This is a genomic window from Bartonella tribocorum (assembly GCF_002777915.1).
Taxonomy (GTDB): Bacteria; Pseudomonadota; Alphaproteobacteria; order Rhizobiales; family Rhizobiaceae; genus Bartonella; species Bartonella tribocorum_A.
In genome coordinates this window covers 147,015-168,823 of record NZ_NJGE01000002.1, presented here as the reverse complement: position 1 = coordinate 168,823, position 21,809 = coordinate 147,015, and the positions used below count along the sequence as shown (strand labels likewise).

The window sequence follows — 21,809 nt, the reverse complement described above, 5'->3', positions numbered from 1 at the left end:
ACGCACGGTTTGCATCTCATTGTGAAACACCATCGCTGGAGCGACAGACATAGACAAAACTGCATCTGTAGAAGGCGTGGTTAAAAAGTCAGAAACTGAAAGATTCTCATCCACCTGTGGAGAAGGTTGATCTTTATGAACTTCTTTATGAACTGGACGCAAGGTCATTTGATCCGATAAAGATTGAGAAGAGGCTGAAACAGCAATCTGTTGTTTCTCATCAGAAAGAGGGCGAGAACCTGTTGGAGGGAACACCACATGCGTCTGTTTTTCTTGAGAGGAAGATACCGAAACTCTAGAGACATTTTGTGCTTCTCTTAAATGACGTGGAGGGCGTTGCTTGGGTTTCGTTTTTGGAACAGATTTACGAGAACCGGTATTTTTTCCTCTAGAAGAAGCGCCTTGATCAGATAGTGTAACAGGAACTTTCGTTTTCTTTTTTGCACACTGTGTCTCAGTATTTGAATGTTCCGTATCTCCAGAAACTCTCGCTAAATACCAAGTTGTGGAACTGCCACTAGAGCTAGCACATCTAGTTCTCTTCTCCAAATGATACTGATAGGTTCCGCCATCGACAGTTGTAATTTCCTTACCAGAGTGATCTGCCAGAGTAAAATTAGCGCCTTCATCGTGGCTTCTATCGGTAACTAACGAAAGCTCAGTAACAAAACCATTCCTTTGTGAGAGAGGACCTGTAATCTCACGACCAGAATCTGCAACGCTTATTTTGTGATTCCCTGCCCCCTCACCAATCGTCAAGTAATCACTCGCATCCCACGTAGCACTAATATTGAATCGAAAATGTAAATTCCCTGAAAGCCTCTCGACATGAAGAGAAATATGACGTGGATCATACGGAATAGAAGTAAAAATAACAGTTCCATTCTGTCCCCCTAAATCTTCAATTTCAATCTGAGGTTTCTCTCCTATATTCCGTTCACCAACCTCAAATATTGTTTCGTCAACTCTTCCTCTTATAGGAATATTTGTCTTATGAGTATGATTGGTCCTATCACCAGCGAATAAATAAAGTTCTCCGTGATCATTGACTCTTACGTCTCCAACAACTTTTTGTACACCAACATGGAACCACGATTTGGCAAAATCCGTAATTGTTAAAGTATCCACAAACCCTTGAGGATATACTACTTGAATAGCCTGCCCCTTCAAAGTAGTAGCATAAGACTCTCCATGCGCTAAAACGTGCTGTCTACCATTCTCTGAGACATCTGTATACATTGCGCCTCCCCCCTCTTTTCTTTCTCCCGTATAAAGATTTTGTTCTCCGTTCCTCCCTACTTTCGTATTCCAAACCATTGCCCCATCATACACATTCTGCTGTCCCACTGCTCCACCATCTCCAGAAACTATGGCACTATATGCACTAGTTTTTTTTACCACACTTCTAAGATCAATGTTTTTTTCTTCATGAACAAACTGCTTACCCCCAGTAACTTTAGCATCTATTGCAGTTCCTCCACGTGTCACTATTTGCATCGCCCCTTTTTTAATAGTGGAACCTATAGAAGTTGCTCCATTTTCAACAATCTCAACACCACCATCTTCAATCTTAACATTACTGCTGAAAATACGAGAAATCAGTGCTGAACCTTTTGGTACCTCTGCTCCATTTCCCACATGTTCTAATCTTGTTAGCCCTTTACTGCTCTCAACTGCACTTGCAACTTGCACAAGACAACTACTGATCATCAATACTGAAAAACTTAACTTGTATTTATACCTCATTATCCACACTCCACTCTCAATTATTTAGAAAAATATCCCGCGGCTACGTAGGTAACGCGTCTTAGATTGTATCGTAATGTGTTTTATTTATGTCTAAATACAATTTTTTAGTGTATTTTTTTATTTTAAACAATTATAAGTTGTAAATTTATAAAGCACTAAAAATTCTAACTTAAGGTGGAAAAACTGAATAAAATTTAAATTATTCACTTGAGTTCAATGAACAATTTGCAATATTTGAAGTTATAGATGAAAAAACGCTCATGCTTTTAAAAGAGAGTATAAAGACATCCCTACTGTTTGAGATAGTCTCTACACTCTCGAGAAGACAGAGTGGTGCATTGTCTTTTTAAGTTCGGAAAACAATAACGTTTGTAAAGTTAATAAGCCGTTTAAAGATAGACTTAGAAATTATAGCGCAACCCTAAAATACCTTGAAGAGCATTTTTAATCTTATGTCCTTTGAGGTAATGTGCTTCCGCATAAAGTGTTAGTTTATCATTGACCACACTGTTTAAACCAATTCCCAATTTACCCGCACTACCCGATAAGTCTGTGATAAATTTATGCTGATTATTAATTGTCACATAATTATTATTGATATTCTCACGCAACCAAGCTGCCATTATATAAGCTGTTAGTGAAGTTTCTGAATTCACAAAGAATTCATGTCCCGCCGTCAAGCCAACTTCACTACGAAATGAAATTAATGGTCTTAGATCACCGATCATTCCATTGGAAAGTTTTATTTTTTTACCTTCAACCTGTAAACCTGTTAGCTTGATATAAGGCTGCATCCAAGTGTTTTGCGCTGGTTCAAAATAACAACCAATCTCAAATGATCCACCTATCGCCCACTGATTATAACGACTTTGAATCGTTGAACCATTCGTTGATATGGCTTTCAAATTATCTCTATAATAATTATATTTCAAAACACCATCCATATACCATCCACGATGATCAAAATAGGTTGCGTACGTTCCAATACTATAAGAGCTCAGACCACTATCCCCCCCCCGCGCATGAGAAACACGTGCTTGATCATAACTACCAAAACCACCAATATATAACTCTCCATGCCTTAATTCATTCAATTGATCAGCACCAAGAACTAAACCTGTTTGCCCAAGCTTAAAGTGTGTATGGCCTGCTGCAATGCGCTCTCTGCTCTTAATCCCATAAGTCCATAGCTCGATATCTTTCCTATTTCTGTTCCAAATTTTTCTACCATTCCGTACAATTTGTAATTCATTGTTAAAAATGACTCCAGGAACTACGGCCAACGTTAACAGTGCATCCGTAGAAGGTGTTGTTGCTGTTCCACCAGGATTGAACGGATTTGTAGGATCTGTAACAGAGCTTTCTGGTCCACTGAGGCGGCTTGCAGATAAAAACCAAACTTTTCCATTTTCATCCTTTCTTTCTTTCAGTCCATACATATAAGTTCCACCATCAATGGCCTTAATGTTTTCACCCTTAAGATCTGTCAATGTAAAATGCGCTCCACCACTTTGATCCGTAATTAAATCCCGCTTATTTGAAAAAGGTTCCGTGATTTCAACGCCAGAATCAGCAACACTGATCGTATGATTCCCATCCCCTTTTTCAACGAAGAGATAATCACCACGGTTATGAGCAATGGTGGTATTGAACGCAAAATGTAAATTTCCTGAAAGATTATTTATATGAAGCTGAGAATAATATGGATCAGAACCCGTAAATGCAAAAATAACACTTCCCTCACCACTTAATTTTTGTATTAAAGAGCTTTTTCCATCAAACTCATCCGTGAGTGCGTATAATTTTGTATCTTTTCCATTTAAAATAATATCCTCTACTCTGGTGTGATGTTGATCATTACCAGCATAAAGATGAAGCTGCCCAGAATGATTTACCAATGTTTTGCCTTCTAATGTCGCTCCAGCATGCACCCATGATTTTGTTTCATCATTCATTGTTAGATTTTTTACAAATCCATCAGTATCTATTTCCTGAATAGCGTTCTCATTTAAAGTAACTCCAAGAGCCTGACCGCCTTTTAAAATACGCTGTTTACCACCACCAAAAACCTCTGTGTCAAACGCAAAACCATCATTTTTTGTGCTTTGAGATTTTTTTCCAATCTCTTGCACGCCCCCTCGCATGACCTTCGTATTCCAAACTTTACCCCCATCATATACTTTTTGCTGGCCTAATATTTCATCTTGACCATAAATGACAGTATGAGAAGCAATACTCCCTTTAACCTCTCCTCCAACATCTCCTTCACCGAAAACAAGCTGCTCACCACCATAAATTTTAGTTCCCTCTACTTTTCCTCCATTTCCAACACTTTGTTGTCCACCTTCTTTAACGACAGCATTTTTAGAAAAACCTTGTTTTCCCTTTAAAGCCTGAACATTTTCAATTCCACCATGTTCAATTTTACTATCCTCACTGAGACCTCCTGCATACACATAAAGCTCTGCACCATTCCTTACCGTATTATTGATGGATCGTCCTGGTCTATCAATCTCACCATCATTTGAAATGTAAGCCGTACCTTTATTATCAAGGATATAATTTTCGAGCAGTGCGCCATCTTTAATAGAGATAAGTTCAGGCTTTTTAAGAAACGTAGTATTTTGTTCATGTGCATTATAACCAACATTGTTATGATGGCTGCTGTCAAACTCCTGTTGACTTGCGAATACTCTAGTATCCCTAACAAGCGTAAAATTGCTAGGCTTTTTTAAAAAGCCTAATTCATTGCGTGTTCTTACAATGCCATCATTCGATGCTCCAAGGATGCATCTTCCCATTTTCATATCTTCATTGTATTGATCCTGAAATACTGGGGCATTTTCATAATTTGAAGATTGACAAAAAAACGGTGCCCCCCTCTCACTTGCAGCAGCAGCCTGTACAAAACAGCTGCTCAACATGAGTGCCCAAAAATTTCGTTTCCATTTATATTTTGTAGCCATATCCTCCCCCCTCTTCACGTCTGCATAGACACCAAACGTAACTAGCTCTACAAAATATATTTTCAACCTTAGATTGTAACAATTCTTCTGAGTAGCCTCATCACTTTACTCAAAAACTGTTTTTTACCATCTCTGCAACGCATTTTTGATCGGAGATATAAGGGAATCCCTGCATTTCTTCAAAGTTTTTTCATCAAAGAAAAAAGTAACACATAATAAACTATAATATAAATAAAGAGCACACAATCTTTCATGAAAAGTGAAGCTGTATGCTCTGAAGAGTTATTCACGCCTTATTAAAGATTTTTAAAAACAATTATACCTTTAAAGATAATCAAAAAATATCCCTATCATTAGAAACTATAGCGTACCCCTATAATGCCCTGAAGAAACTGTTTTGTTTTACGCCCTTTAATATAATGCGCCTCACCATAAAACTTCAACTTCTCACTCACTAAACTGCTGAAACCTATCCCTAATTTACCCGCATTCCCTGATAAGTCCGTGCTAAAGGGATGTTGGTGATTAATCAACGTTTGATTGTCATCTTTATGCTCTCGCAACCACGCTGCCGTAATATATGCAAGAGATGAAAAAGCCATACGAGAGCCAAATTCATACCCTAAAGATAAACCAACCTCACTGCGTAATGAAGTGAAGGGACGCAGCTCACCTACCATGTCATTCGATAACTTAATTTCCTTATCCTCAACTTTTAACCATGTAAACTGTCCATAAGGCTGTAACCAACTGCTCTTCGACGTCTGAAGTCGATAACCGGCTTCAAAGGAAGTTCCAACAGCCCATTGCGTATAACTGCCTTCAATCCCTAATCCATTCGTTGAAACACGCACGGTTTGCATCTCATTGTGAAACACCATCGCTGGAGCGACAGACATAGACAAAACTGCATCTGTAGAAGGCGTGGTTAAAAAGTCAGAAACTGAAAGATTCTCATCCACCTGTGGAGAAGGTTGATCTTTATGAACTTCTTTATGAACTGGACGCAAGGTCATTTGATCCGATAAAGATTGAGAAGAGGCTGAAACAGCAATCTGTTGTTTCTCATCAGAAAGAGGGCGAGAACCTGTTGGAGGTGCTCCTTTAATCACTTGACTTTCCAGAGTTGAAACAATTGAAGAAACTGAAGATTTTTGACTTAAGTTGGGGCGCTTTTCTCTTTGACGTGGCAACTTAATCGTGTGCTCTTCTGTATTTGTAAGAGTTGAAAAAGAAGAAACCGGTTGATTTTGGTTTAAATGCCGCGCAGATCTGCTTCTACTTCGTGGCAAACTATCAAGAAATGAAGAATTATCAATAGAGATTGCAGATAAATACCAAACTTTTCCATCTTCATCAGTTCTCTGTTTTAAACCATACGTGTAAGTTCCACCATCAACAATTGGAATTTTTGCACCAGAAAAACTTTGTAGAGTAAAAGATGCGCCTCCACTTTGATCCAAAATTAAATCAAGTTCTGCTGACGAAGGATCAACAATTTCAATACCAGAATCTACAACACTTATTGTGTGAAAACCACTCCCATTCTCAATAAAGAGGTAATCACCTTTTCCTTCTGCAAGGCTAACATTAAAGTTAAAATGTAGACTCCCTGCTAGATTATCAATATAAAGTTGAGAGTAATATAAATCATCTTCAGAAGAGGTAAAAATAACTTTTCCTACACCGCTTAACTGCTGAATATGTGTACTTTTGTCGCCAAAGTCACCAGCAATGGCGTATAATTGCGCTTCTTCTCCATTTAATGCAATGTTTTCTACTATAGTTTGTTGACCATCATCTCCAGCATCAAGATGGAGTCTTCCAAAATCCTGAACTTTTATTTCTCCTCCTAATACCACACCAGCAGAAACCCATGAATTGGCATTCTCTTTAATCGTTAGATTCTTTACAATTCCACCCGCATAGACTTCTTGAATACCACCAGTATGTAAAATAACTGTATTTGCTTCACCTCCTGCTAAAACACGCTGCATACCCTCTGAAAAGACCTCTGTATTTACGGCTAGACCACCGGCTTTTTCTACAAAGTTATCATCATCAGGAAACCATTTAGCAAGAGTTTGCATTCCTCCACTCATCACTTTTGTTCCCACTGCCATTCCATCATCGTATACATTCTGCTGTCCCAGTATGTCTCCTTGACCATAAATTGTTGTATCATAAGCACTGCTCCCAACAATTCCACCATTCACATATCCATCCCCAAAAATCAGCTGGTTACCACCGTAAATTGTAGTCTGCAATGCTGTTCCTCCTCCTTCTACCTGTTGTTTTCCCCCCTCGTAAATAATCGTAGACTCTGAAATCCCCTGTTCCCCGATAATCTCTGAACCGCCATTTTCAATTGTTGTATTTTTACCAAAACCACCAGCCTCAACATAAAGTGTTCCAGATTCCGAAACGGTAGTGTTAATAGACTTTTTAAGAGAATCTTTCTCTCCATCATCAGAGATATAAACGACCCTGTCGTCACCAAGCAAAAAGTTTTGTAAAATGCCTCCTCCCTCACAAATACTGAAATTAATGACATCAGAGATACTAAAATCTTTTGAAGATATCATATTTTCTTCTTTTTCAGGAAACTTATCTATAGGTGACTCCGCATGAGGTGAGGGGGGGACAGGAGTAGAAGTTGTTTCCAACGGCGCCAAATACCAAATCTTTCCTCCATTCTGATCTTTTTTCTTTAGCGCATACATATATGCTCCACCATCAATCGTACTGGTCTCTTCACCAGAAAAATCCGTCAGAGCAAAATGAGCATTTCCGCTTTTTTCATGAATCAAATCAAGTTCAAGGACTAAATTTTGTGTTTCTAGAGAAGAATTGGCAATTTCAATACCAGAATCAATCACGCTTATTGTGTGATGCCCTTCCCCCTTTTCGATAAGGAGATAATCACCGCGCTGCTCACCAAAATTGGTATTCAGCCTAAAACGTAAATTCCCTGAAAGCTTACCAACTTCTAGTTTAGAGTAATGCGGATTAAATATGGTAGAAGCAAAAATAACACGGCCATTACCACTTAGATTTTCAATCAAAGAACTTTCGCCATCCATCTTAGAAGCAATAGCGTACAATTTTGTATCTTTGCCATTTAAAACAATTTTTTCTACTTCAGTACGAGATTGATCAGCACCAGCATAAAGATAAATTCGTCCAGAATCATGAATCATAGTGCTTCCTTCTAATGTTGCACCAGAATGTAACCATGATTGTGCTTGATCCTTGATTGTTAAATCTTTTACGTACCCCCCCAAATCTATTGTCTGAAAAGCAGTCCCTTCTAAAAAAACGCTAATCGCGATTCCCCCTGCTAAAACGTGTTGTTGTCCACCAGAAAACACCTTCGTATCAAATGCAAAACTGCTATAATCGTCTAGCTCCTGTTCTACATAAAGATTTTGTACCCCTCCTTCCATGATCTTTGTATTAAAAACCTCTCCATCATCATACACATTCTGATATCCTAGTGCCCCATTTTCACCAGAAATAATGCTGCCATAAGCTCTACTTCTTACCACCGCACCCTTAATATCAGACTTTCCTGAAACAAACTGCTCTCCACTATAAATTTTAGCCCCTTCAGCTTTTCCACCCTCCTCAACCTTTTGTTTTCCGCCTCTCTGAACTATACTATCCTGTGAAAGACCTTGTGTTTTAATAAGCTCAGTACCGCCTCTTTGAATTGTCGTATACAAGCTAAAACCACCGCTATAAACGGAAAGCTTTCCACCATCTTTAACTGTATTACTAATTGAAGTTTCTCCATTGCTATCAATCTTCTCTCTGCTACTCTCAAAGCTAGGATCCGCAATCGTAACAATCATTCCCTTTCCAATTATGAATTCTGTGAGATCATTCGATAATGGAGCCATAACAGATGGTTGCAAGCTAAAATCAGAAAATAAAGAGGTATTTGCCTCATCAACAGCATAATTCGCATCTAAATACCAAATTTTACCAGTGCCTTTATCGTTTCTATGTTTCAAACGATACCTATAGGTTCCGGCATCAATCGTTTCGATTTTTTCACCAAAAGTATTTGTCAGAGTAAAATGAGCGCTCCCAGCGTGATCAGAAATTAATTTATGCTTTTTGTGAAAAGAATTTGTAATTTCACGTCCAGAATCAGCCACACTTATTGTGTGAGAACCAGAGCTACTTTCTTTAATGACAAGATAATCACTAAAGTGCTTGGCAAAGTTGACATTAAAATAGAAATGTAAAGAACCTGAAAGATTATCAATATTAAGTTCTGAGTAATGTTTACCTGTCCCTAAAGACGTAAAAACAACTCTACCGTTTCCCTGTAAATTATGGATATTAACGTGAGATTTTTTGCTGTTATCTTCAGGAGCAATAATATATAGTTTGGTATCTTCTCCATTTAAACTAAGATTTTCTACTTCTGTAACTGCTTCATCATTTCCAGCATAAAGATAGAGGCTGCCAAAGTCATAGACATTTGTATTTCTGTCTAATATTGCACCAGCAAAAGCCCATGAGCTTGCTTGATGATTAATTGTTAGATCATCCGTATATCCAGAATCATATATCTTCTGCGTAGCTCTATCGTATAAAGTAACTTCACTCGCATTTCCTCCTGCAAAGATATTCTGAATCCCATTTTTAAAAAGTTGGGTATTGAGTGCAGAAGCCCCCTCATTGATTGTAAAATCTTCCTCTTCTGTATCAGCTGTATCAGCATCTTCTGAAAAGCCATTATGAAAATTCTCTTGACCGTCAATATTCTGGACACCTCCTTTCATAACCCTTGTGTCAACAGCAATCCCCCCACTATAGATACTTTGTATTCCTAGCATTCCATCTGCAGCATGAATTTCAGTGCCATAAGCACTACTTGCCTTATCTTCAAGCAACAAACCTTCTCCAAGGATCATCCCTTTACCAAAAATAATCTGCTCACCACCATAGATTTTAGTCCCTTCAGCATTTGCACCACTTTCAACAATTTGTTTACCCCCTTTTTTAACAACGGCATATTCTGAAGTGCTAAGTTTTTGGATAAACTCAATCCCACCATGCTCAATGATCGTATCCCTACTCACACTTGCTGCATCAATGTAGAGTTTTCCACCTTCTTGAACCGTATTATTGATGGAATAGGCAGCACCTTCATAACTAAAGCTATTTATTTCAGAACCTTCAGAGCCACGGTTAGCAATATAAATAGCAGCACCATCGCTTATTATTGAATTTGTGAGAACTTCAAAGAGTAGATTTTCTGATTCCTTCCTTTCCTCTTCTGAAGACTTCCTTCCTTCTAGTGTCTTTTCATGCACTATCATTTTTGCCCCCTCTTTTTTTTCTTTTAATCCCCTCATTCTTGATAACAACTTTGGAGTTTCTTTTAGATATTCATTGATACCTACTGGTGTTAATAGCTTTTCTTTTGGTGTCGATACTCGATCTGCACTCGCAATTTTGATAAAAAAACTGCTGGTCATTAACGCACAAAAACTTAATTTCAATTTGCGTTGCATTCTTCACACTCCATAATTCCAAATTTAAATTCCCCATTTAGAAAAAAGTGCATAGACCAAAACAACATTCTGTAATGGTTCAACCTCATGTTTTTTAAAGCTAATAAAACATTCGATGATTAAACTCTGACAGATCAAATATACATCATGTGTTTTTAAATATATGCACAACTAAAAGATTTAATTTTTATTGTATGCAATTAAAAAGTGTTATAATTATATTCATAAAAAGATTTTTTAATATTTTTGAGACACTAAACACTGATCTACGAATAAGATTGATCTCTCAATAGATAAAAATTGGCCTTAAAACTTTAAAGGAAATAGCACTATGAACGAGAGCAGCCTTTATGGCCAAATATTTCCACCTTTTACAGCATTTAAAATAGCTTCTTTATTCTATTCAATTTTGATAATCTAAAAAACACATCATTGATGTTCATCAGTCCATTATCATTGTTTTAATATATTAAGAAACTTCATAATATCGACTCGACACTGATATGAAATTTTTATAATTATAGTTGGTTAATTCATATTTGATTTGCCATATACTGAAAGGGACATTCTATTCATGTCTATAAACTTAGAAATGCAAGGCATAAGCAACAGAAATTCCCCTCGTCGAATTTTGTTTGCAAGCCTTATTGGCCCAACAATTGAATTCTTTGATTTCTATGTCTTTGCCACTGCCGCAGCTCTTATATTTCCTCATGTGTTTTTTCCAACACAAAATGATCAGATTGCTATTTTACAATCTTTCCTGATTTTTGGAGCAGCCTTTTTTGCTCGGCCCTTTGGCTCGATTGTCTTTGGACATTTTGGAGATAAAATTGGAAGAAAAGCAACACTTATCGCCTCTCTTCTCACAATGGGTCTTTCAACAGTCATTATTGGTTTTCTTCCCACATATGAGACCGCTGGATGGTTTGCGCCCTTCCTCTTAACCTTGTGCCGTATTGGACAGGGAATGGGATTAGGAGGAGAATGGGGAGGAGCTGTTTTGCTCGCAACAGAAAATGCCCCTCCAGAAAAGCGGGGATGGTATGCAATGTTTCCCCAATTGGGTGTTCCAATCGGTCTATTTCTATCCATTGCTGTTTATTTAGGTCTGTTATATTTTCTTGATCATGATGCACTTGTCGCTTGGGGATGGCGCATCCCTTTTATTGCCTCAGTTGTTTTTATGATTATAGGATTATGGGTTCGTCTTTCAATCAATGAAACTGTTCAATTCAAAAAAGATCTTGAAAGTAAAGAACGTGTCAAAGTTCCTATCATCGATGTCTTTTTAAAATGTCCACGAATCTTATTTCTTGGGGTATTTTCTGGTATGGCAACATTTGTTTTGTTTTACTTGGTTACAGCATATTTGTTAAGCTATTCAACAAATCATTTGCAACTGTCATATTATCAAGCGCTTCAAGTCGAAATTGTCGGTGCTATTTTTTGTGGAATTTTTACGATCATTACAGGAAGACTTGCTGATCGTATTAGGCGAAGAACTTTGATGATTTGGATTACAATCATCACCGGTATCTACTCTTTTGCAATTCCTTATTTCTTAAATTCTGGAGTTATAGGAGTCCTTGCAATGTCCGTCATTGGTTTGTCTATCATGGGCATGATATACAGTCCTCTTGGTGCTGTTTTGGCTTCACCATACCCAACAGCCATTCGATACACGGGTTCTTCTATTACTTTCAACTTATCTGGCATCGTAGGAGCCTCTCTTGCACCTTATATTGCAGAATATTTGGTGCAACATTTTGATACGTCTTATATCGGCTATTATTTGCTTTTTGCTTCTTTTATTTCACTGATTTGCTTTGTTGGGTTTACAGATGATGAGATATCCAATTAGGATATAAGAGCGAAGAATAAAATAAGGACTGGCAGAAAAAGTGCTGCCAGTCTCATTTTAAAAGACATAGGTTGCGGTATACTCCACCACAATATTCCCGCAAACAATACACTCAAAAAGAAAAATAAAAAATCGGCAATATTGCTCATATCAGCAACAAAAAATACCCCTGATAAGATATGCGTTGTCCCCAACCACGAAACGCAAAAAAAAGCCAACATCACAGCCCATAAAACAAGCAAAATTCGATCAATAATCATCATCATGCCGTTTCATTTTTTTAATTATAGGCCATGTCTTTAGCATGCCTAAGAAAAAAATAATAATAAAGACCCAACGCCCTCCCCCTGATCCTTCCGCAATAAAAAGTGCTGGATTTACGATTCCTACTAATCCTATCAAAACCATAACAAAAGACACGAGGCGCATTAAACTTGTTTTTCCCAACAACGATCTTCAGTCTGTTGCCAATAGGTTAATTTATGATTTTCCATTTTATATTTTTTCCACTGTGCCCGAGCATAATTCAACTGCTCATCATTTCTACCATCAAATAGCACGACAAGTCGTTGGTAAGCATCAATATCCGAACAAACAGCCCCTTCTATGAGAAAACGAATCTTTGAATCATTTGGATTTTCTTGTCCTGTAGTCAGAAAGACAGGCTGAAGATTTGAATATTGATCACACTCCGTTCCATGTCCAATAAATGACTCATCAGCATAAACCCATAAATGCATATCTATAGAATCGCGCTGTTCTTTACTCACACATTGTATTGTTACCTTACCAAAACGATCCAATGCCCGCTCTACAAGCGTTGGCAAAATATCTTTCAACGTTGACTGCGTCAAATGATAGAATAGAATATCCAACCTCTTAAGCCCTCATTATTCTTTATAAAAAGCTAACATCTTTTTTAGAAAAACCTCTATATCCCTCATATAAAAGGGAACGGTTCAAGATATAAAGCTCTTTTTCGATTAAGATGCATTATCTTTTTGTCCGCGGTTTCAAAAAACTCTTTAAAAGATAAAATTTTTTTATTTTCAACGTTAATAAAAAAGTTTTTCAGTTATTTTCTAGATTCTTTGTAGACTATCGTTGAAAATAAAATATAATGTGTGGAAAAATTAAAGGGAATTTAACGAGCAATTTTATATCATTTATTTACTAAAAGCATCCAATCCACGGAAAGGGTGTTGTTTAAACTTTATTACATTTTAACCAAAAGCAGTAAAGATATTTGCTATTAAATTAAAGACTGAGGGTGTTCCCCAATTTATGCGTATTATTGAGTTCTACATCCTGAAACGTGTCTTTGTCTTGTTCAGTTCTGTTATGATTGCAGCAGTGGGCGTTAGTTGGACAGTGCAAATTCTTGCACGGATAAATTTTCTCACAACAAGTAAACAAACACTTTTCACAGTCTTGCAATTTTCACTTTCATTGGTTCCTTCTGTTGTTTTTATTGTCATTCCATTTGCATTAGTGATCGCAATTACAACCATCCTTTCAGCAATGAATCAAGACTCTGAACTTGCTGTTATTAATGCTTCTGGGTTTCCTAAGAGTACGGTTTGGAAACCTATTCTTTTTCTTGCTATTGTTGCATCATGTATTTCCTTTTCTATAGCTAATTTTGTTGTTCCTCAAGCGCGTCTTAATATGCGACAAATGCTCGCAAGTGCTCATTTTGATCTTATTAATCTGTTCATTAGTGAAGGAAGCTTCCAAAAACTTGCCAATAATCTTTACATAGAAATTGGTGAACGGAATCCAAACGGAACACTTGAACGTCTTTTCATTGCCGACCAGCGTGACCCTAAAACTGATCTTTTTTATTATGCAACAAAAGCCTCCATTGTAAGCAATCAAAATGGTCGTTTTTTAATCCTCAATAACGGTGAAATAGAAAGAGTCAATCATGAAAATAATAGCATTTCAATCGTTCAGTTTAGCGCATATACCTTTAGCTTAGGGGAATTTATTCCTAGTGATAAAATTCCTACTCTTTACCCAAAAGATCGATCTCTTTCTTATTTACAAAATCCTGACCCAAAAGATTCCTACTATCAACGAAAACCACTCCAATATAAAGCTGAGTTTCACCGCCGTCTAACACAATGGCTCTATCCAATCGTTTTTTCACTTATTGCATTAGCAGCGGCAGGAAATGTAGGCTCCCATCGACAAGCACGCCACTTTGCAAATTTTTTGGCAATTTCTCTTTCTTTTCTGGTCTATTGGATAGGGTATTTTTTCGCCGAAAAAGCAAAGAACGATCTTGCATATGTTCCTCTCCTTTATATTACGCCCATAGGAACAAGTATATTTGTCTTTTTTATGCTTTTAACGAATCATAAAATTAGACTCCCCGCAAAGCTTCATGAGATACTTCAAATCATTTTTCAAAAAGTAGTGAACAAATTTGAACATCGAAAACCTCAAGATTCTCTGGATAAAATATAATGATTGGGTGGACACTTGGACGCTATTTTTTTATACGTTACCTTAAAATAACTTGTTATTTTTTGGGGAGCATTTTTGTTCTTGCTCTTTTAATCGATTTTACAGAAAATTCTGGGAGGCTCCCTTCCCTTCCCCATTATACAGCAAAGGATGCATTTCTTCTCTCTGTTTTACGCATCCCTTTTATTATGCAACAACTTATCCCTTTTATTGCACTCTTTTCTGCAATGGCAACCCTTATCTCGCTTAACAAAAAACTTGAACTTGTCATAACTCGCTCAATTGGTGTTTCTGCATGGCAATTTCTTATGCCTGCTTGTTTGGGCGCTTTTCTTTTGGGATTATTTTCAATTCTTCTCATCAATCCAATTGCTGCATGGGGATTTTCTCAAGCAGAAAAAATGATGACTGAATGGCGCAATAATAATGTCCTAACATCTCTTCAGAATACGCGTATCCACTGGTTAACACAGCGTACAGATTTAGGCAGAACAACCATTGGTGCTAAATTTATCACTGACCAAGGACTTTCTCTTCTCGATGCAACCTTTGTACAATACAAAGACGACGCAACCGTCAAAAATTGGATTAACACCCCGAAAGCAACCTTGACCAATGGTGCTTGGCTATTAACAAATGGAACAATTTATAAAATAGGGCATCCCCCTGAAAAATTTATCGCGTTGAAAATAAAAACCAATCTAAAACCTGAATTTTTAACGGAACGTCTAGTAAACCCCGCAACGATTCCATTTTACCAATTGCCCCAAAAAATTATGATCGCACGTTCATTTGGCTATTCTGCTCATAATTTTGATATGTATTTACAATCTTTGATTGCCTTACCGGTATTACTTGTGGCAATGACTCTCATTGCAGCAACTGTATCTTTAAATTTTACGCGTTTTGGGCAATCCAGAACGTTGATTCTTGGTGGCGTAATAGCTGGGTTTATGCTTTATGTTATTTCCGTACTTGTTCAGGCTTTTGGTAATGCTGGATATATTCCACCAATTATTGCTGCTTGGACACCTGTTGTTATTGCATTATTCTTGGGAATCTCTTTTTTACTTCATAAAGAGGATGGCTAAGTGAAAGCGTTAACAGGTAAGAAAATCATTTTAGCAAAATTAAGTGCTCTCGCTTTTAGAAGTGTTATGGCAGTTATCTTAGGGGGAGCGTTGCCTTATTGCGCATACGCTCAAAGCCTTATGTCTCCTCCTCAAAGTCGCATTCAAAACCCAGAACGTCCTCTTTTGCTCTCTGCGGACGAACTCATCTACAACCGTGATAAAAACACTGTTTCTGCACAAGGGAATGTTCAAATTGAATATGATGGCAATAAAGTTATCGCTCAAAAAATCATTTACAACCAAAAAACAGGACGACTTATAGCACAAGGAAACGTTGAAATTACTCAAAAAGATGGTAATAAAATTTATTCCAATCAAATTGATATGACTAAAGATCTTGGCGAGGGTTTTGTAAACGCCTTGCGTATTGATACAGCCAATAATGTGCACTTTGCCGCTCAAAATGCTACACGCAAAAACAATCAGATAACAATTTTTGAAAATGCAACCTATACAGCTTGTGAACCTTGCTCTTATAAACCAGATAGAGAGGTCTTATGGAAAATTAAAGCCAGAAAGATCATATGGAATAATAGCGTTAAAAAAATTCGGTTTGAAAATAGCAGTTTTGAAGTTTTTGGTGTACCAATTATAAAATTTCCAAATTTTGAGCTCTATGATCCAACTGTCAGGCGTGCAAGCGGTCTGCTTACGCCTCATTTTTTCTATACTAATTATCTTGGTATGGGAGTAAAAAATTCTTATTTCTGGAATCTTGCCCCCCATTATGATTTTACGCTTTCTTCTACGGTTTACACTCAACAAGGGCTTTTAACTGAAGGGGAGTGGCGTCAGCGTTTTAAAATGGGCAATTATAACATTCGCTTTGCTCATATATATCAAATGAAACCGCATAGATTTGACAATGATACGATTGATGCACAGCTTAAAAACCGTTATATGCTAGCAACAAAAGGGGATTTTCGTATTAATTCACACTGGACGTATGGATGGGATATTTTTGCACAATCCGATCGGCATTTTAGTCGTGCCTACAAACTTGAAAACTATAGCAATCCTACACAACTTTCTCAAATCTATCTGAATGGTCTTGCAGGAAAAAACTATTTTGACATGCGTTTTTATCATTTTAAAATTCAAGATTCGATATTGAATGATCCTCATTATGAACGTCATTCTCAGCAAGCATGGGTTCTACCACACATCGATTATTCTTTTACACCAGATGAGCCTATTTTTAATGGAGAGCTTACCTTTCACAGCAATATACAATCAATTTACCGCCGTCATGCCGACTTCAATTCATCCGACTGGAACGAGAATCCTCTCAACACTGTAAGACTTTCTGGTATGGCTGGAAATAGTTTTCGTTTAACAAATGAGCTTCAGTGGAAAAAGCGCTTTAATACACACAATGGTCTCATATTAACCCCCCTTCTCTCTCTACGGGCCGATATCCTTACAATCAATGGACAAAAAAATCATGCTACTTCTGTAGAACACGATGCCTTATCCGCAATTGGAGGCTCAAAAATTCGTGGTATGGCAACAGCAGGGTTGGAAGTACGCTATCCCTTCCTTATTACAGCTAATCATTCTACACATATTATAGAACCAACCGCCCAAATTTTTATACGCAATAACGAACAATATATCGGACAACTTCCTAATGAAGATGCACAAAGCTTTGTCTTTGATGCAACCACCCTCTTTCAACGAGATAAATTTTCTGGTTATGATCGGGTAGAAGGTGGTACAAGAGCTAATGTAGGTCTCAGATATTCTGGAAGCTTTAATGACCATTGGTCTCTTTATGGTCTCATTGGACAATCCTTTCATCTGGCAGGAAAAAATTCTTTTGCTGAAAAGGATCTTGTTAATGTCGGTATTCATTCTAGCTTAGAGGCAAAACGTTCAGACTATGTTGCCATGTTTGGTGCAACCCATAAAAACGGATTTTCCTTAGAAACGCGTGGACGCTTTGACAAAAAAACAGGAAAAATCCGCCGTAGTGAAATTGAAGCATCACAAAAATGGAAATTTTTTTGGGCCTCTGTACAATATGCTTATATCGCAAGCCAACCAAATTACGAATATCCAAAAGAGCGCCAAGAAATTTCTTTTCAAACGGGCTTAAAACTGGCAGACTACTGGTCCATTAATAGCAGCGCTGGTTATGATCTCGTGTCCAACACATTTATAAAACGAGGCATTAGCTTGAATTATGCAGATGAATGTTTCGGGCTCACATTCGGTTATCAACAGGTAATGAATCCAGGGAGAAAAACACCCTTGCAAAACTTTAATTTCTCTCTTTCATTACGCACAATCGCAGATATTGGAAAAAATATAGATTCAAATTTATAAAGAGAATGTATAAGTGATTTAACTTATTATTGTTTTTATGAAAAAAAGTGTATAGTTTAAGTTATTGATGGGAATTAATAAACAATGCGAAAGCCTATTTACATGAATAAATTGAAAAAGCGTGTTCTTGCTTTATTTTATATTACGTCTTTGAGCGTAAGCAGCCTGCTCATAAATGAATTTTTGATTTCCTCGGCCTTTGCGCAGACTGCTATTGTTGTTACAGTTAATGGCAATCCTATCACAAACTATGATATACAAAGGCGTGTTGCTTTTCTCAGATTGCAACAAAAGCAAGGCAATTTGGTGGCACAAGCTAAAAAAGAGCTTATCGACGAAGAATTAAAAAATATTGAAATAAAACGCCGTAATATTGAGGTAAGCAAGGATGAAGTTGATAAAGCTTTTGAGAATTTTGCAACGCAAAATAATATGACACTTGATCAGCTCAATCAGATTCTGATCCAAAATGATATTACTGTACAACATTTTAAAAATTATATCCGTGGACAAATAGGATGGGGACGTCTTGTTAGTGCACGTTATCAAGCTCAAACGAGTATGATTAGCGAACAAGAGGCTGTGCGCAGAATATTAAAAAATGGTGGTGTTAAACCTTCAACCAACGAATATACATTACAGCGCATTATTTTTGTTATTCCTGCCCATCGTCGTTCAGAAATCTTTGAAAGACGTCAAAGAGAAGCAAGCAATTTCCGCGCAAATTTCCGTGGATGTGCAAATTCTCACAATCAAGCAAGAGGTATTTTAGACGTTACGATCCGCCACTTAGGAAAGTTTCTGGAACCTCAACTTCCCAGCGCATGGGAGCAAGCTATTCTTGCGACACCTGCTGGGAAAATGACAAAATTACAAGAAACGTCTGATGGTATCGAAGCAATTGCTGTTTGCAAAATAAAAAGGGTTTCTGATGATTATGTCGCTCGGCTGATCTTTTCTCTTCAAGATAATAAAAACAAAAGTCCCAAAGAACTTGAAGAATTGAGTGAAAAATATTTAGAAGAGCTGCGACGCGTAGCTCGTATTCAGTAATGACTGCTCTTGTTGTTAGTGGTGGTGATCCAGCCGGAATTGGTCCTGAAATAGCTCTAAAAGCGTGGAATTTGCGTGTTGCCTGTCAAGTTCCAGCTTTTGTGCTCATCGCTGATCCAGATGTTATTCGTTCGCGCGCTCGTTTTTTACAGATCGATGTTGAAGTGGAATCTGTTTTAACTACCACAAATCCTATCAAAAACTTTCAAAACGCTCTCCCTCTCATACCGTTAAAAAACAAACAAAGTGATCAATTAGGTTTTCCTTCTCCAACCAATGCTGCTGGAATCATTGAGGCTATTGAGCGCGGTGTTCAATTGATTCAAAGTGGATATGCTTCTGCATTGGTTACTTGTCCTATTGCCAAAAAGAATCTTTACGATGCTGGATTTAAATTTCCAGGTCATACAGAATTTTTAGCTGATTTGGCCCATAAAGCTTTTCATAAATGTTATCATCCAGTTATGATGTTAGCAGGACCTCGATTAAAAACGGTACCAATGACTGTTCATATCCCATTCAAAGATGTTCCTTTACAGCTGACCCGTCATTTAATCATTCAAACGGCCTTCATTATTGAATGCGATTTAAAAACACGATTTAAAATAATGTCACCTCGGCTGGCTGTCGCTGGTCTTAATCCTCACGCTGGAGAAGAAGGTGCAATGGGAAAAGAAGATATTGAAGTTATCACTCCTGCTATTGAATATCTTAAAAAGAAAGGTCTTAATATTACAGGTCCGCTTCCTGCCGATACAATGTTCCACGAATGCGCAAGAAAAACATATGATGTTGCTCTTTGCATGTATCATGATCAAGCTCTCATCCCTGTTAAAACATTAGATTTTGATACCACCGTTAATGTCACATTAGGTCTACCTTTCATTCGTACGTCTCCAGATCACGGAACTGCTTTTAACATTGCGGATAAAGGCATCGCTTCTCCGGAAAGCTTTATTGCTGCTCTTAAACTTGCAAATCAACTTGCACAAAATAATTCGATACCATGCCAATAGATAATCTCCCTCCTCTGCGTGAGGTCATTGATACATATGGGTTACAAGCTCATAAATCTTTGGGGCAAAATTTTATTTTTGATCTGAATTTAACATCTAAAATTGCGCATCAAGCAGGCAATATAGAAGGAAAACCTGTTCTTGAAATTGGTCCAGGCCCTGGAGGGCTCACGCGCGCCTTGCTAGCAAAAGGTGCTATAGTAACAGCAATAGAGCGCGATGAGCGCTGCATACCGGCCCTCTTAGAAATAGAAAAGCACTATCCAAATAAATTAAAAGTTATTTGTAATGATGCACTGAAACAAGATTTTTCAAAACTTTTTGAAACAAGCCTAGAAAAACCACGCATTATTGCCAATCTTCCCTATAACATTGGAACGCAACTCTTATTAAATTGGCTGTTAGTGGAACCATGGCCTCCTTTTTATGAATCAATGACATTGATGTTTCAACGTGAAGTTGCCAAGCGAATTACAGCAAAACCTCAATCTTCTCATTATGGACGTCTTAGTGTCTTAACTGGCTGGCGGACCATGGCTAAAATTGCTTTTGATGTCCCTCCTCAAGCATTCATACCAGCGCCTAAAGTAACTTCTTCTGTTGTTCATATCATTCCACGAACTCAACCCCTTGTCTGCTCCGCACAAAAACTAAGCTTTGTTACAAAAACCGCTTTTGGACAAAGACGAAAAATGCTTCGTCAAAATTTCAGAACTCTTGGAGATGAAATGCTTTTAAAAAAAGCAGGAATTGATGAAACACGCCGTGCTGAAACACTTTCAATTTCTGAATTTGTGACTTTAGCGAATTTGATAACCTAAAAAGTACAAATTTTTCAAAACAACAAAAATATTAATCAATCTTTTCAGAAATAAGTTCATCAATAAAAGTTTCAAGAAAAGCACATCTCTCGCGTTTTGCGGTTTCAGCTAAATAAATTGACCTAATAAGAGATAAAGACTGATCTAAATCTTCATTAATCACAATATAATCATAAGAATGCCAGTGCTTTAGCTCCGTTCGTGCATTTTCCAATCGTAAATTGATGATATCTTGACTATCCTCTGCTCGACGATGTAAACGCGAAACAAGCTCTTTCATTGAGGGTGGAAGAATAAAAACAGATACGATGTCTCCTGGCATCTTTTTTTGCATTTGCTTGGTGCCTTGATAATCAATATCAAATAACATATCACGACCGGCACTCAATGTATTTTCAACGGTTTCACGTAACGTACCATAATAATTCCCGTGTACTTCTGCCCATTCAATAAATTCATCTCTCTCACGTTTATGGTCAAACTCTTCCTTTGAAATAAAGTGATAGTGGAGTCCATCGACTTCACTGGAACGCTTTCTCCTTGTGGTTACACTGACAGAAAGCTCTAATTGTCCATCTTTTAAAAGTAACCTCGAAATTGTTGATTTACCAGCACCAGAAGGTGAAGAGAGAATAAATAAAAAACCGCGGCGTTGATTTTTTTTTAGAGTATTCAATTCACTTTCAATGACTGTCATTATACCACTCTATTTTGTATAAATTTTTCTTCAAAATTTGAACGATACATTATCTCAACTTTTCCCTAATCAATTTTTTTAGCAATTCTCAATATTATTCTGCACTTTTATTGAGATAATTTATCAGAAATATATTAATTTCTTTCTTAAATATTTTGTATCTATACGCTCATTCCACT

At 37.3% G+C, this 21,809-nt stretch carries 14 protein-coding genes; 7 read left to right on the top strand and 7 right to left on the bottom strand.

Annotated elements, in window-relative coordinates:
* From CER18_RS01660 to CER18_RS01650, 3 genes are all read right to left on the bottom strand, one after another.
* On the bottom strand, positions 1 to 1,746 hold a 1,746-nt coding region (locus tag CER18_RS01660), incomplete at its 3' end, for a pertactin-like passenger domain-containing protein (RefSeq protein WP_100128383.1).
* A 404-nt stretch (positions 1,747 to 2,150) separates the two neighbouring features.
* Entirely contained in the window at positions 2,151 to 4,715 is a 2,565-nt protein-coding gene (gene bafA / locus CER18_RS01655; protein ID WP_100128372.1) for a BafA family autotransporter, read from the bottom strand.
* A 353-nt stretch (positions 4,716 to 5,068) separates the two neighbouring features.
* The gene (locus CER18_RS01650) at positions 5,069 to 10,246 is read right to left on the bottom strand and encodes an autotransporter outer membrane beta-barrel domain-containing protein (protein WP_100128371.1); all 5,178 of its coding nucleotides are present in this window, start codon (positions 10,244 to 10,246) and stop codon (positions 5,069 to 5,071) included.
* 574 nt (positions 10,247 to 10,820) lie between these two features.
* Here CER18_RS01650 and CER18_RS01645 point away from each other — a divergent pair.
* Positions 10,821 to 12,110: an MFS transporter gene (locus CER18_RS01645; protein ID WP_100128370.1), complete on the top strand. Its 1,290-nt coding sequence runs from the start codon at positions 10,821 to 10,823 to the stop codon at positions 12,108 to 12,110.
* On the opposite strand, the gene CER18_RS01640 is transcribed toward CER18_RS01645, so the two are convergent.
* The 3 genes from CER18_RS01640 to CER18_RS01630 are packed head-to-tail and all read right to left on the bottom strand — an operon-like array spanning position 12,107 to position 12,985.
* A complete protein-coding gene (locus CER18_RS01640; RefSeq protein ID WP_100128382.1) occupies positions 12,107 to 12,370 on the bottom strand; it encodes a hypothetical protein in 264 nt (87 codons plus the stop codon). The two genes, CER18_RS01645 and CER18_RS01640, sit on opposite strands and share 4 nt — an antisense overlap.
* Positions 12,360 to 12,539, bottom strand: coding sequence for a hypothetical protein (locus tag CER18_RS01635; RefSeq protein ID WP_100128369.1), 180 nt, complete (start codon positions 12,537 to 12,539; stop codon positions 12,360 to 12,362). Before CER18_RS01635 ends, CER18_RS01640 begins: the two co-directional genes overlap by 11 nt.
* The gene (locus CER18_RS01630) at positions 12,539 to 12,985 is read right to left on the bottom strand and encodes a DNA polymerase III subunit chi (RefSeq protein ID WP_100128368.1); all 447 of its coding nucleotides are present in this window, start codon (positions 12,983 to 12,985) and stop codon (positions 12,539 to 12,541) included. Before CER18_RS01630 ends, CER18_RS01635 begins: the two co-directional genes overlap by 1 nt.
* Positions 12,986 to 13,394: 409 nt before the next feature.
* Between CER18_RS01630 and lptF the strand changes: the two genes are divergently transcribed.
* The 6 genes from lptF (at position 13,395) to rsmA (ending at position 20,933) form a co-directional block, all read left to right on the top strand.
* Positions 13,395 to 14,582 carry an LPS export ABC transporter permease LptF gene (gene lptF / locus CER18_RS01625; RefSeq protein WP_100128367.1) on the top strand — a complete coding sequence of 396 codons (1,188 nt, stop codon included), beginning with the start codon at positions 13,395 to 13,397 and terminating at the stop codon, positions 14,580 to 14,582.
* Positions 14,582 to 15,673: an LPS export ABC transporter permease LptG gene (gene lptG / locus CER18_RS01620; RefSeq protein ID WP_100128366.1), complete on the top strand. Its 1,092-nt coding sequence runs from the start codon at positions 14,582 to 14,584 to the stop codon at positions 15,671 to 15,673. Before lptF ends, lptG begins: the two co-directional genes overlap by 1 nt.
* Positions 15,674 to 18,043: an LPS-assembly protein LptD gene (locus CER18_RS01615; RefSeq protein WP_100128365.1), complete on the top strand. Its 2,370-nt coding sequence runs from the start codon at positions 15,674 to 15,676 to the stop codon at positions 18,041 to 18,043.
* A 102-nt stretch (positions 18,044 to 18,145) separates the two neighbouring features.
* On the top strand, positions 18,146 to 19,096 hold the full coding sequence (locus tag CER18_RS01610) for a peptidylprolyl isomerase (RefSeq protein ID WP_100128364.1): 951 nt from the start codon (positions 18,146 to 18,148) through the stop codon (positions 19,094 to 19,096).
* Positions 19,096 to 20,112 (top strand): 4-hydroxythreonine-4-phosphate dehydrogenase PdxA, encoded by a 1,017-nt coding sequence (gene pdxA, locus CER18_RS01605; protein ID WP_100128363.1) that lies wholly within the window; start codon positions 19,096 to 19,098, stop codon positions 20,110 to 20,112. Before CER18_RS01610 ends, pdxA begins: the two co-directional genes overlap by 1 nt.
* Complete coding sequence (rsmA, locus tag CER18_RS01600; RefSeq protein WP_100128362.1) at positions 20,103 to 20,933, top strand: 16S rRNA (adenine(1518)-N(6)/adenine(1519)-N(6))-dimethyltransferase RsmA; 831 nt, start codon at positions 20,103 to 20,105, stop codon at positions 20,931 to 20,933. The genes pdxA and rsmA overlap by 10 nt, the downstream gene beginning before the upstream one ends.
* 31 nt (positions 20,934 to 20,964) lie before the next feature.
* On the opposite strand, the gene gmk is transcribed toward rsmA, so the two are convergent.
* Positions 20,965 to 21,630: a guanylate kinase gene (gmk, locus tag CER18_RS01595; RefSeq protein ID WP_100128361.1), complete on the bottom strand. Its 666-nt coding sequence runs from the start codon at positions 21,628 to 21,630 to the stop codon at positions 20,965 to 20,967.
* Positions 21,631 to 21,809 lie beyond the last annotated feature (179 nt).

Bases quoted from the DNA above. Each gene is read 5' to 3' on its own strand.
- lptG (WP_100128366.1), top strand. From the start codon at position 14,582: ATGATTGGGTGGACACTTGGACGCTATTTTTTTATACGTTACCTTAAA.
- rsmA (WP_100128362.1), top strand. From the start codon at position 20,103: ATGCCAATAGATAATCTCCCTCCTCTGCGTGAGGTCATTGATACATAT.
- CER18_RS01645 (WP_100128370.1), top strand. From the start codon at position 10,821: ATGTCTATAAACTTAGAAATGCAAGGCATAAGCAACAGAAATTCCCCT.
- CER18_RS01650 (WP_100128371.1), bottom strand. From the start codon at position 10,246: ATGCAACGCAAATTGAAATTAAGTTTTTGTGCGTTAATGACCAGCAGT.
- pdxA (WP_100128363.1), top strand. From the start codon at position 19,096: ATGACTGCTCTTGTTGTTAGTGGTGGTGATCCAGCCGGAATTGGTCCT.
- CER18_RS01635 (WP_100128369.1), bottom strand. From the start codon at position 12,539: ATGCGCCTCGTGTCTTTTGTTATGGTTTTGATAGGATTAGTAGGAATC.
- gmk (WP_100128361.1), bottom strand. From the start codon at position 21,630: ATGACAGTCATTGAAAGTGAATTGAATACTCTAAAAAAAAATCAACGC.
- lptF (WP_100128367.1), top strand. From the start codon at position 13,395: ATGCGTATTATTGAGTTCTACATCCTGAAACGTGTCTTTGTCTTGTTC.
- CER18_RS01640 (WP_100128382.1), bottom strand. From the start codon at position 12,370: ATGATTATTGATCGAATTTTGCTTGTTTTATGGGCTGTGATGTTGGCT.
- CER18_RS01610 (WP_100128364.1), top strand. From the start codon at position 18,146: ATGAATAAATTGAAAAAGCGTGTTCTTGCTTTATTTTATATTACGTCT.
- bafA (WP_100128372.1), bottom strand. From the start codon at position 4,715: ATGGCTACAAAATATAAATGGAAACGAAATTTTTGGGCACTCATGTTG.